This is a genomic window from Candidatus Hydrogenedentota bacterium (assembly GCA_019637335.1).
In the GTDB taxonomy this organism is placed as follows: Bacteria; Hydrogenedentota; Hydrogenedentia; order Hydrogenedentales; family JAEUWI01; genus JAEUWI01.
This window is the reverse complement of the sequence record JAHBVV010000001.1, coordinates 339,650-352,211: the sequence shown is the minus strand read 5'-3', so window position 1 is coordinate 352,211 and position 12,562 is coordinate 339,650. Positions and strand designations below refer to the sequence as shown.

Here is a 12,562-nt window from a genome sequence, read left to right as displayed (position 1 = left end):
CCCAACAGAAAGTGTGCGTTATGGACATGGTCGTCTGCCCCCACTGCAAGTCCCATCGTATCATTACCTCACGGGTGCCGAAAGATGTGGTGGCGGTGATGCCGTGTCCGAATTGTCACGAGCTTGCGGTGCTCTTTCGGGACAAGATAATCCCGATTAACCGGCATATTCTTGAGGAGGGCACGCGCGAGGAGCGGACGCAGCACCTGGCGCAGGTGATCACGGAATTTCTGGAGGCGGGTATCCTGCCGTTCCAGGAGGGGACGCTGGGGTATTCCTCGGGCGACGACGATACCGATGACGGGGAGGATTCGGTTGGTTCGGAATCCGTGGAGGGCGTTCCCGAGGGGCTGCAATCGATGGACCCGATTTCGGACAAGGAACTGGAAAAGTTTGCGCGGGTCGACCTGAAGTGCCTGGACGATTCCGCGTATTTCCGGCGGCATTTTGGCCGCTGAAGCCGCGCGCAAGCCTGCTTGATGGGTTTTCGGGGCGGATGGTAGGATAGCGCGCTCGCAAGGGGTTTCTCGGGGGGTTCCCGGCCCATGCGAACTGGAAGGTTTCTGCTATGCTTGGCTGGAATAGACCCAGGAAACCCGAGCCGCCCGCAAGCGCGGCGGTTCCCGCGCCCGGCCCCACCGAGCCGCCCCCGGGCCGCGTGACGCCTCCCCCCTCCCGGCCCGCGGCGACTTCTCCCCAGGTTCAGGCGCAATCGCTCCCGGCGCTGCTGCTGCAGCAGGGGAAGGCGTCGCGCGAGCAGCTGGAGCGCGCGCTCGCGATCCAGAAAGAGACGGGGGCGTTTCTTGGCGAGATCCTGGTGGAAGAGGGGATTCTGGACGAGAAATCGCTGCTTTCGTTCTTGGCGAAGTTCTGCAAGATCCCGCATCTGAGCCTTCTGGATTACCTTATTGACGCGGAGGTGGCGGCGCTGGTGCCGAAGGAGGTCTGCCTGCAATACCGGCTGATCCCGATCGACAAGCTGGGCCGCAACCTGACGATTGCGATGGTGAATCCCTTGAACACGAAGGCGCTCGAGGTGGTTCAGGAGCATTGCCCGGAATTGCGGATCAAGCCGATCCTGTGCGCGCACAAGCACTTTGAGTCCGTGGTGGAGAAGGTGTTCGGGACGGAGACGCGGACCGGCGGCGCGGTGGATTTGTCGGCGTCGGCGTTTGGCATCCGGCTGTCTCCGGCGGAGAAGGCGGCGATTGCCGAGCGCAAGGCCCCGCCCCCGGCGGAAAGCCCGGCGGCGGCCCCCGACATGCAACACCTGCCCGATGCGGCGCCGGTCGAATCCGAAACGGACTTCGCGGAGCGGAAGATGCGCGGCAGCACGACGCACCGCGTGCGCTTTGCGGGGGAGTCGCCGGTGGAAGAGGAAAGCCCGGATACGGAATCGGTGTTTGACGGCGTTTTCCACGGCGGGCCGGTGGCTCCGCTGGCGGGAGGGGACGAGCCCGATCAGATCATGCAGGATGTCACTTCGGTGATGATCGAGAGCATGCGGGACACGTACGAGATTCTGGCGCGGCGGATGGATCTGTTTAGCGGTCTGGACGCGGAGAATATCGCGAAGATCTTCGCGCGCGGGATGACGGTGGAGTACCAGACCGGCGAGGTCATCTTCAAGAAGGGGCAGGAGGGCGAATCGCTTTACCTGATCCTGAACGGGCGGGTGGCAATCGCGGACGATGGCCGGGAGATTGCGCTGCTCAAGCAGGGCGATATGTTCGGCGAGATGGCGCTGATCAGCCAGGGCAAGCGCAGCGCGGACGCGATCGCGGTGAACGACGTGAGCCTGCTGGCGCTGAAGATGGACATCATCAACAACATCATGCCGCGCGACGTGTCGGTGCAACTGCTGGTGAACATCATTATGACGCTGAGCCGGCGGTTGCAGGAAGCCAACGCGGGCTGATTTATTGGTGGCTCACGTTGCCGCGGACAGGCCGAAGGTGCGCCGTGGCGGACAGCAAAGTCCACTCCATCGCCGAACGCGCCAACCCAAACCCCGCACCCCAGTCGTCCGATTTCGAGTTTTGCGCACAATTCCCTCTTGTGTCCCGCCTGAAAAAGCGTTATGCTGACTCCTGTTGCCGCCGTTCTTGCGGCGGTGCGCCCGTGTTGGAGAGAACGCGTAGCGACGCATGGAGGTGCTACCTCATGACCTGGATTCCCGCCTGGTGTCTTGTCCTGTCGGCCGCAATGGGCGCGCCGGTATACGAATCGCAGTTGATCTTCCCGCCGGAGGACTTCCACAACCACTCCTCAAGCATCGTGGAGACGCCCGAGGGCGATCTGATCGTGTGCTGGTTCCACGGCAAGGGCGAGCGTACGGACGACACCCTCGTCATCAGCGGGGCGCGCAAGAACAAAGGCGACACGGTGTGGTCCGCCCCCTTCCTCATGGCCGACAACCACAACCTGCCCGACCAGAACTGCACCATGTTCATCGATCCCGACGGCCGGCTCTGGCTGTTCTGGATTTCGGCGATAGACAACCTGGTCCGCAGCTATTTCCTGAAATACCGCTATTCGACGGACTACGAAGGGGACGGCCCGCCGATCTGGACCTGGCAGGACGCGATCTTCTGTCTGCCGAAGGATGCGGACACGGTGTTCGACGAAATGATCGAAAAGCGCAAGGAGTGGGTCCGGAATTCGCCCGAAATTGATGACGAGCGCCGCCAGCAGTTCCTGGAACGCATGGGCGAGCGCCAGGAACAATACAGCGACAAGCTTTTCCAGCGCCTGGGGTGGATGCCGCGCCAGCCTCCGATCATGCTCACCGAAAAACGCATGATGCTGCCGCTCTACTCCGACACCTTCAGCTGTTCCATGTTCGCGTTCACGGAGGACGCGGGGCAGACCTGGGAATTCAGCCGCCCGCTGGCGCAGCGGGGTATTCAGCCTTCCGTCGTGGAGCGCAAGAGCGGGGATCTCGTCGCCTACATGCGCGATTCGCCCGTGGTTCGCTGCGCGGAGTCCAGCGACCGCGGCATGACCTGGACCGAGGTCGAGCTGGATATTCCGAACTCCGGTTCGAGCGTGGCGGTGCTGGGCCTGCCCAGCGGCAACTGGATTCTCGCGGTCAACGACATCCCGCGCGGGCGGAGCCAGCTCTCGCTCTACCTGTCGGCGGACGAGGGCAAGACGTGGGAGCGCAAGCGCTATCTCGAGAAGATCGACGTGTCGCAACTGCCCGAAGGCGGCAAGGCGACAGGCTCCTATCCGACGCTCATCCAGACTGCGGATGGCATGATTCACATCACCTATACCTACGAAAACGGGCTTGAGTTCAAAGGAAAGACCATCAAGCACGCGTGGTTCAACGAGGAGTGGGTGCTCGCGGGCATAGACAGCAACTGACCGCACGCGGGGGGCGCGCCTGAGATAAACCGCTGGGCCGGATCCATCGCGGGTCACGGCCGTCGAAAGGTCCCCTGATGTTTCGCCGCATTGCAGCGCCCTTGTTGGTTCCCGCATGGCTTCTTCTCGCCGTCCCGGCCGCGCCCGAGGATGTCACACGCGCCGGACGCATCGCCCTGGTGGTGGAGTCCGGCGTCGACACCGCCGCCGAACGCATAGCGCCGATCCTGCGCGACCGCATCCAGGATCGCAGCGACGTCACGGTCGAGATCACGTCCGGCCTGTCGGCGGATGCGGACCTCCACATCGCCCTGGGCCGCCGCGACGCGAGCAACGGCCTCTTCCGCGATCTGGCCGCACGCCACCATCTCACGCTGCCCGGCGTCGCGCGCACCGCCCCGGAGGGCTATGCCGTCAAGCGCGTCGCCGCGGACGGCAAGCCGCTGCTCATCGCGGAGGGCGCCGACGCGCGCGGCGTACTCTACGCGGCCGGCGAAGTGCTCCGCATGCTTGGCTACGGCCCTGATCACGTGACGCTGGGCCCGGTGGATATGAGCGCCGCGCCCGCCTACCGCTACCGGGGCTCCTCCGCGAACCAAGGCGGAACCATGCGCGAGATCACCGGCGCCCGGGGGTGGACGAGCGAGGAATGGCGGGATTACTTCCTCGATTTCGCCTTTTCCGGCGCGAACATCGGCTATGCGGGCGGCGCGCAGTTCGATTTCCTCCATAGCCTCGATCTCATGACCGTCGGCGGCTGCCGGCCCAACCAGTTTCGCGGAGAATTCCCCGAGGCGTGGGCCGCGGGCGGGCTGGAAGGCTGGGAAGGCACGAACTGGGTGTGCCCGTCGATTCCGGAGGCCCGGGAAGCCCTCATGAAGCAGTGGGACGAGGAGTTCGCGCGGACCCAGCCCCACGAAATCCTGCGTTTCTACGCGGGCGACCCCGGCGGATGCCGCTGCGACCGTTGCGAGCCTTGGGGCAAGAATTTCATCGAACTGTGCGAGGAGGTGGCGGCGATCTGGCTCAAACACCACCCCGACACGGTCATCGAAATCGCGAACCAGGACCTGAGCAACGAAGGCGACCGCGCCATTTTCGCGTACCTCAACGAAAAGCCGCGCGCGTGGCTGCAGGGCATCGCCTACGGCCCGGGCAGCAACGCGCTGTCGAGCTATTTCCGCGATGAACTGCGCGAGGACCTCTTCGAATACCCCGGATCGGGCCCAGTCAACCGCTATCTGGCGGAGATCCTGAACAATATCCCGAAAGAACAGACGATCACGCACTACTCGGACATCACCCACTGGATCCGGGCGCAGTACAACCTGGAGAATCCCGATCCCCACCTGATGAAGGCCTACAACCGGCGCACCTTCCACACGCGCCCGCGCGCCTTCTACGCCATCTTCCAGCACATCATGCCGTTCTCCCAGGGCGATATCATCTACTCCGAGGGCTACCACGACGAATTCCACCAGTACATGTGGAACCGGCTGCTCTGGGACCCGAACCGGACCCTGGACGACGTGCTCGCGGAGTACTGCGTCTACCACTTCGGCCCCGAGGCCGCGCCCGCCATGGCGGAGGCGCTGCTGCAACTCGAAATCAACCTCGAAGCGCCACTGGCCGAAAACGAGGGCATCGATCGCTACTACCTGCTGGTGAAGGAGGCGGGATGGAAAATGCCGCCGCACCGCATGCGCGGCAACCACCGCTGGATGCTCCACATGCAAAAAGCGGCGCTCGACAAGTACTTTCAATTACAACTCCAACGCGAACTTGCGCGGGATGAGGCCCTCCAGCGGCTGGCGGGGTCCTCGTCGGACGACGCCCTCGCCCGCGCCGAAGCGCTGATGGCCGATCCCCTGGAAACGCCGGACATGGCCGCGCTCCGCGACGAAGCGAGACGGCTCGGCGAAGAGACCGATCGCCTGATCGGCCTCCGCAATGTCGGCCTCTTCAGCATCGGGACGCCGCTGACCGCGCTCGGCTGGACCGAGGGCCAGTTGCGGAAGGCCGCCGCCGCGTCGGGCGAGGGTCGCGCGAACATCCTCCAACGGATCGCCACCTACGAAGATCCCGGCCCGGGCGGCTTCTACGACGACGCGGGCGACCCCGGCCGCCAGCCGCGCCTGGTGAAGGGCGGCGGCTTCGACGCCACGCGCTTCCTCGACCCGAACAACCGCCCGAGCCAGAACACCATCGCATACAGCCTCGACGACCCGCGCGGCGTCGCGTTCCGCTATACCGATCTGGATCCCGCCGCAAGCTACCGCGTCCGCGTCTCGCTGGTCGCCCCGCGCATGCGGAATGCGCAGGGCGCCGCGGAGACCCCGCTGCGCCGGCAGCACCTGCTGGCGGACGAGACGTACGTGGCGCGGGACATCGAGGTTCCGGAGTACACCGCAGAGCAATTCGAGTTCGATATCCCGGCGCCGGCCACGGCGGACGGCGCGCTTGAACTGACCTTCGAGCGGGCCGAAGGCGCCACGGGCCTCGTCGTTTCCGAAGTCTGGCTGATCAAAAACTGATGTGCGCCGCCACGCCACGGTATGCGCGTGGCGGCCGCCCTGTACCCTACGGTTGAGGAGTTTGCCGACATGCTGTTGTATCCCCGTGCGCTTTCGTTATGCCTGCTGCTGGTTGCGACCCTGCCCGCCGCCGGCGCACCCATCGACCTGTCGGACGCCGCCATCGCCGTGCGCGGCGATGCGCCCGCGCTCGACCTCGCGGCGACCGTCCTGCGGGAGGAAGTGCAGCGGCGCACCGGCCTCGACTGGGCGCGCAAGGGCGGAGATGCCGCGATTACGCTCGCCATCGACGCCGGCGGCGCGCCGGGCCCCGAGGGCTTTACGATCGCCACGGATGGCGCGGGCCGGATTGCGATCACCGGCGCGGACGCCCGCGGGATCCTGTTCGGCGCGGGCTACCTGTTGCGGCAACTCCACTGGTCGGCCGGTTCGGCCTCGCTCTCAGGGCCCATCAACACAGTCCAGCAACCCACCTACCCGATTCGCGGCCACCAGCTCGGCTACCGCGCGCGCGCGAACAGCTGGGACGCCTGGACGCCCGCGCAATTCGACCAGCACATCCGGGAACTCGCCCTCTTCGGGACCAACGCCATCGAGAACATCCCGTTTCAGGACGACGACGACAGCCCGCACTTCAAGGTGAGCCGCCGCGAGATGAACCGGGCCATGAGCGAGATCTGCGCGAAGTACGGCCTGCAATACTGGGTGTGGACGCCCGCCGACTTCGACCTGAACGACGCCGAGAAACGCCGCGCCAACCTGGCCGCCCACGAGCAGCTCTATGCGGATTGCCCGCGCCTGGACGGCGTCTTCTTTCCCGGCGGCGACCCGGGCGACAACCACCCGAGCGACGTGATGCCGTTTCTGGCGGAGATTGCGGAGCGCCTCGCGAAGCACCACCCCGACGCGCGCGTCTGGATTTCGCCCCAGGGCTTTCACGGCGAAAAGCTCGACACCATGTTCGCCTGGATCGACGCCAACAAGCCCGAATGGCTGGGCGGCGTGGTCGGCGGACCGGGCAGCCCGCCGCTGGACTCGCTCCGCGCGCGCCTCGACGCCCGCTACCAGCTCCGCGACTACCCCGACATCACCCACATCATCCGCTGCCAGTATCCGGTGCTCAACCTCGACCAGGCCTACGCCCTGACCCTCGGCCGCGAGCCGGTCATGGCGCGCCCGGTCTTCCAGGCCATGATCCACCGCCGCACCGCCACCTTCACCGACGGCTTCATCAGCTATTCCGACGGCGTGCACGACGACGCGCACAAGGCGCTCTGGAGCCAGCTCGGCTGGGACCCGGACCGCGAGGCCCGCGACATCATGATCGAGTACTGCCGCACCTTCTTCGGACCCGAAGCGGCCGAGAAGGCGGCGGACGGCCTCTACGCCCTGGAGAACAACTGGGACGGGCCGCTGCGCGACAACGGTGGCGTGGAGGGGACGCTCGCGCACTGGCGGGCGCTGGAAACCGCGCATCCGGAGTTGAAGGACAACTGGCGCTGGCAGATGTTCGTGCTGCGCGCGTATTACGACGCCTACACCCGCGCGCGGCAGTTCCACGAGCAGGCGCTGGAGCGCGAGGCGAACGCGTTGCTGGCCCGGGCGCCCGGCCGCACGCCGGAAGGCGTCATGGACGCCGCGCGCGCCCTCCTCGCGACCGCCGATACGGATCGCGCCCGCCCGGATCTCCGCGATCGTATCATCGAACTCTTCGACGACCTCTTCCACAGCATCGGGCTTCAATCCGACATGACGAAATACGGCGGAAGCGGTCCCGAGCGCGGGTGCAGCCTCGAGTTCCTGGACTACCCGCTGAACAACCGCTGGTGGCTGGAAGACGAGTTCGAGAAAGTGGCGGCGCTGCCGGATGAGGCGGCGAAATGGGCGCGGCTGGAAGAACTGCGCACGTGGGATCACCCCGGCCCCGGCAGCTTCTACGACGACCTCGGCGATCTCGCCGGTGAGCGGAATGTTTACCGCGAATACGACCAGTTGCCCATGAGCGGCGGCTTCGCCTGGTGGGACAGCGGCTATTCCCGCGCGCGGCTGTCCTGGCAGGTCTATGGATGGCCGCGCGGAGGCCTGCGCTACCAGGGCCTCGACCCCGAGGCGGACTACGTCCTGCGCTTCTCGGGCTTTGGCGAATTGACCGTCACCGCCGACGAGCAGGAACTCAAGCCGGCGCGCTACGGCACGGAGATGGGCGAAATCAAGGAGTACCCGGTGCCCCGCGAGCTCACCGCGGATGGCCAGTTGCACGTGATGCCGTCGTCGGAACGCCTCCCCGGTGTGAACTGGCGCTTTCAACCCCGGCTCGCGGAAGCCTGGCTGATAAAAAAGACTCATCCGGTTTGAAGGTACATCGGCAACGATGAAGTCAAATAGGAGTCGATTGCTCGGTTCACATTTTCGGGGGGCGACGCCAAGGCCGGATACGGGATTCCTTGGGCCTTCTCTGTAGTGCAGACCGTGTATTCGGCAGCAGAACCGGATGCCAACGCACGCCTTCGGCCCGAAGGGACAACGCAGTTTTCGGCCCGAAGGGCCAACGCAGTTTTCAGCCCTGGGCAACGCCCCATAAGCGCTAACTTGTTTTATGGAAAATATTGTTCGGTCTGGGCACGCCGCTTGCGCGGCCGCTCGGTCAGGGCGTGTGCGATCTCGCCCCAACGCTCGATTGTATCGCGAAGCGACAGAGTAGGCTCGAGCGCGCACCTGACCCGATGAAACGCGTATGAGAATTCACGCCACCGACTCCTGGGGCGGTTGCGTGACGATTTCGTAGCCCCAGGGGGAAATAGACGCCGCATGGCTTACAAGTTTTTCAGTGATCAATGCGATGAACAGCTTGCCGTAGAGCCATGCCTCGGCGCTTTCATCGTCGTGCTTGGGCAGATGCCCCAGTTTGGCGATCTGCTTGAATCGCTTGAAAACAAGCTCGATTTGCCAGCGGATTCGATACCACTCCATCACGACGCTGGGCGGGAACTTTTCTTCGGGAAATGTGGTGAAGACGATGATGTACTCGGCGTACACGAGCGTCTGGGCCCTGAGTTTCTGCCCGTTTTTGCTCTCGCGCCGTCTGAGCTTGCGGTGGGCCTGGCGGATGGCTTCTTCGCTCTTCCTCACCACGCATATCCGTCCGGAGACGGCGTCCTTGCCTTCACACGGGATAAGCACAGGCCAACTCCGCACTTCGCCCGCTTTCTTGAAGCGTTTCAGGTGAGCCAGCAAGTCGAATTTGTTGCCCGCGCGGTCTGTTGCCGGTACATTGTTGGGGTTGAACCGCACCGTAACAAAAGCGCCGCTCGAATTCACGTACTCGATTCCGCTCGCCAGCGAGTAGCCGCGGTCGGCCAGCCAAGTCAGCCATGATGACGGGAAAGCGCTGAAAGGTTTCGCCCGTCCCCTCGCCCTTTATGGGGGTTATCTGGCAGTAGTCGCAGCACATCGAAGGGGCCTGGATGCTATAGTGAACGCGCCATATGCTGCCCGTTTTCCCAGGCTCCGCCACGTGGGTTGCGTCGAAAAGCCGGACGGGAGACCGGGTGCGTTTCGTTCGGGCGTCGTGATCGCAGCCCATTGCTAAAGAAAAAAAACAGCCCTTGCACTTCTTCAGGCGCTTGAACAGCGCCACATCCGACATGTCCCCAAGCCCGGACTGCCTCGCGCACACCACCGTCTCGCGAAGCGAATAGCCGCATCCAAGGTGAATCAGCAGGGTGCGGAGAAGATTCTCCGCCGACTTGTCCTTGCGCAAACCCTTGAGCGCACCGCTGGTCGCCGCAAGCTCTTGCCAATTCGCCGGAAACAATGTTGTCAATACCTTCCAATCTTCGTCCATCATTGGCCGTCCTCGCTTCCTGATGGGAAGTATAGCACGCGGCCTGCGGCGGATTGCAAACAAGTTAGCGCTTATGGGGCAACGCCCAGGGATTGAGCGGTGGGTTTCTCATACGCCCTGAAAGGGCAGCGCAGTTGAACTTCGGAAACGCTGGACTGGCTCACTGCGCTGCCCTTTCAGGGCGGGGAAGGTGGTGCCCCCGTATTCCCCGGGCGTTGCCCGGGGCTGGGAGCTGCACTGGCCCTTCGGGCCGAAAGAGCAGTCGATACGATTACTCCAACGGAGGCCCCAACCGGCATACATTCGCGGTCCCGGATAGTTCGGGCACGGAGAAACGCCTATGAATAATCCCGTACGCTCAAACCGGATGAGCCATAAAAAAGTAAATCTACCCCGAACTCTCAAGAGAAGCCACGGGCTCGGGATCTCCGTTGGGCGCCAACCGTCGGAGGCAGTATCTCCTCCCAGACGGGTGACACAAAGCCCCATAATCGGCTGCAATACCCAAGACCTCAACACGAAAGGCAGTGATTCATGTTGCGACTCAGTGTAATCCTAGTGACGTTCCTCGCCGCGCTGTACGTCCCGGCGCAGACGAGCCTCAAGGCCATTAACATCGCCGTCCCGCCGGACAGCAACGTGCTCCAGATCCCCGCCGAGGTGCTCTCCGAGGAGATCGCGCGGCGGACCGGGATTACGTGGGCGGTCGGAACCGAGCCCGGCGCGCGGGGCGCGGTCATCTTTCAACTGGACCCCGGCCTGGACCGCGAGGCCTTCCGGATCGCAACCGACAACAGCGCTGAACCGAGGATTACCGTCACCTCCGCCGGGCGGCGCGGCGCGATGTTCGCCGTGGGCTATCTCCTCCGCACCCTGGACTGGTCGAAGAACCAGGTCGCCCTGCCCGGACCGATCAATACGGAACAGGCGCCGGAGTACCCCATCCGCGGGCACCAGCTCGGCTTCCGCGCGCACTCCAACAGCTACGACGGCTGGGACGAGGCGATCTACGACCAGTACATCCGCGACCTGACCTTCTTCGGCACGAATGCGGTCGAAAACATCCCCTTCCAGGATGATCGCCAGTCGCCGGTCATGCGGATGACCCGGGAGCAGGCGAACCGGACCGTGTCCGCCATCTGCGACAAATACGACGTGGATTACTGGGTGTGGACGCCCGCCGATTTCGATTTGCTCGACGCGGAGAAGCGCGCGGCCGCGCTGAAGTTTCACGAGGCCTTCTACCAGGAGTGCCCACGGCTGGACGGCATCTTCTTCCCGGGCGGCGATCCGGGGCACAACCACCCGCGCGAAGTGATGCCGTTCCTCCAGGATCTCTCGACGATTCTGCCGAAATACCATCCGAACGCGAAGATCTGGATGTCGCTCCAGGGCTTTGACGAGGAAATGGCGGCCTACTTCTTCAACTGGCTCGACGAGCACCAGCCCGAGTGGTTCGGCGGCATGGTCGCCGGCCCGGGCAGCCCGCCGCTGCCCGATCTCCGCGCGCGCCTCAACCCGCGTTACCCCATCCGGGACTACCCGGACATCACGCACGTGGTGCGGTGCCAGTATCCCGAGCTGAACCTGGACCAGGTCTTCGCGCTGACCGCGGGCCGCGAGCCGATCAACCCGCGCCCCCTCTTCTACAAGCAGGTCTTCTCGGCCACCGCCCCGCATACCGCCGGCTTCATCAGCTACTCCGACGGCTCCAACGACGACGTGAACAAGGCCCTCTGGAGCAGCCTCGGCTGGGATTCAACCCGCGATCCGCGCGCGATCCTCGTGGAGTACGCGCGGTGCTTTTTCGCGCCGGAGAGCGCGGAGCGCATCGCCGATGGCATTCTCGCGCTGGAGCAAAACTGGCAAGGCGCCCTCCGCGACAATGACGGCGTGCCCGAGACCCTCAAGCGCTGGCAATCCCTGGAGAAGGAACACAAGGAACTGGGCGATGACTGGCGCTGGCAGATGCTCGTGCTCCGCGCCCACTACGACGCCTACCAGCGAGAGCGCCTCGCCCGCGAGACCGCCCTCGAACAGGAGGCCCTGGCGCTCCTCGCCCCCGAAGCGGGCAAGCGTCCCACCGTCGCCATGGCCGCGGCCCTCGCCGTCCTGAACCGCGCCGTCACGGATCCCGTCCGGCCCGACCTGCGAAACCGCCTGCTGGAGCTCTTCGATGCGCTCTACCAGAACATTCGCCTCCAGACCGATGTCGAGCAATACCACGCCGTCCATCCGCAACGCGGCTGCATGCTCGAATTCCTCGACTACCCGCTCAACAACCGCTTCTGGCTGGAGGACGAATTCCACCAGGTCCTCACCCTGCCCAATCTCCAGGAGCGGCAGGCGCGCCTCGAGGTCATCCGCACCTGGGAGAACCCCGGCCCCGGCAGCTTCTACGACGACATCGGCAACCTGGCCGAAAGCCCCCGCGCCACCCGCCACCCCGACCGACTGGGCGATTCCGGCTCCTACTGGTGGTGGGACAACGGCATGAGCCGTACACGCCTGTCGTGGCAGGTCACCGGATCGCCGGGTTCCCTCGAATACACCGGCCTCGATCCCCAGGCCCACTACCTGCTCCGCTTCAGCGGCTTCGGCGACCTCAAGCCCCGCGCCGACGATCAGCCCCTGGAGGCTACGCTCTACGACACCGAGGCCCACACGCTCAAGGAATTCCCCGTGCCCCCGGAACTCGTGGCCGACGGCGCCCTCCGCGTCACCTTCGACGACGTCCGCCTTGAGGGCGTCAACTGGCGCCAGCAGCCCCGGCTGTCGGAGGCGTGGCTGATCAAGCTGCCGTGATAGGGGCCGA

At 64.8% G+C, this 12,562-nt stretch carries 6 protein-coding genes and 1 pseudogene; 6 read left to right on the top strand and 1 reads right to left on the bottom strand.

Translation table 11 applies throughout. The features are described 5' to 3' along the window. Window positions 1-20 precede the first annotated feature (20 nt). The 5 genes from KF886_01375 to KF886_01355 all read left to right on the top strand — a co-directional run bounded on the left by KF886_01375 (window position 21) and on the right by KF886_01355 (window position 8,258). The gene (locus tag KF886_01375) at window positions 21-458 is read left to right on the top strand and encodes a hypothetical protein (protein ID MBX3175987.1); all 438 of its coding nucleotides are present in this window, start codon (window positions 21-23) and stop codon (window positions 456-458) included. A 110-nt stretch (window positions 459-568) separates the two neighbouring features. Further along, window positions 569-1,918 (top strand): cyclic nucleotide-binding domain-containing protein, encoded by a 1,350-nt coding sequence (locus KF886_01370; GenBank protein ID MBX3175986.1) that lies wholly within the window; start codon window positions 569-571, stop codon window positions 1,916-1,918. 245 nt (window positions 1,919-2,163) lie between these two features. Further along, the gene (locus KF886_01365) at window positions 2,164-3,369 is read left to right on the top strand and encodes an exo-alpha-sialidase (protein MBX3175985.1); all 1,206 of its coding nucleotides are present in this window, start codon (window positions 2,164-2,166) and stop codon (window positions 3,367-3,369) included. A gap of 77 nt (window positions 3,370-3,446) precedes the next feature. Then, window positions 3,447-5,903, top strand: coding sequence for a hypothetical protein (locus KF886_01360; GenBank protein ID MBX3175984.1), 2,457 nt, complete (start codon window positions 3,447-3,449; stop codon window positions 5,901-5,903). A gap of 69 nt (window positions 5,904-5,972) precedes the next feature. Continuing rightward, window positions 5,973-8,258 (top strand): hypothetical protein, encoded by a 2,286-nt coding sequence (locus KF886_01355; protein MBX3175983.1) that lies wholly within the window; start codon window positions 5,973-5,975, stop codon window positions 8,256-8,258. Window positions 8,259-8,645: 387 nt separating this feature from the next. Here the strand turns inward: KF886_01355 and KF886_01350 are convergent. Next, window positions 8,646-9,750, bottom strand: a pseudogene (locus KF886_01350) (IS4 family transposase). Window positions 9,751-10,281: 531 nt separating this feature from the next. Between KF886_01350 and KF886_01345 the strand changes: the two are divergent. Beyond that, entirely contained in the window at window positions 10,282-12,552 is a 2,271-nt protein-coding gene (locus tag KF886_01345; protein ID MBX3175982.1) for a hypothetical protein, read from the top strand. Window positions 12,553-12,562 lie beyond the last annotated feature (10 nt).

Coding starts and splice junctions, on each gene's coding strand:
- KF886_01375 (MBX3175987.1), top strand. CDS start 21: ATGGACATGGTCGTCTGCCCCCACTGCAAGTCCCATCGTATCATTACC.
- KF886_01370 (MBX3175986.1), top strand. CDS start 569: ATGCTTGGCTGGAATAGACCCAGGAAACCCGAGCCGCCCGCAAGCGCG.
- KF886_01365 (MBX3175985.1), top strand. CDS start 2,164: ATGACCTGGATTCCCGCCTGGTGTCTTGTCCTGTCGGCCGCAATGGGC.
- KF886_01360 (MBX3175984.1), top strand. CDS start 3,447: ATGTTTCGCCGCATTGCAGCGCCCTTGTTGGTTCCCGCATGGCTTCTT.
- KF886_01355 (MBX3175983.1), top strand. CDS start 5,973: ATGCTGTTGTATCCCCGTGCGCTTTCGTTATGCCTGCTGCTGGTTGCG.
- KF886_01345 (MBX3175982.1), top strand. CDS start 10,282: ATGTTGCGACTCAGTGTAATCCTAGTGACGTTCCTCGCCGCGCTGTAC.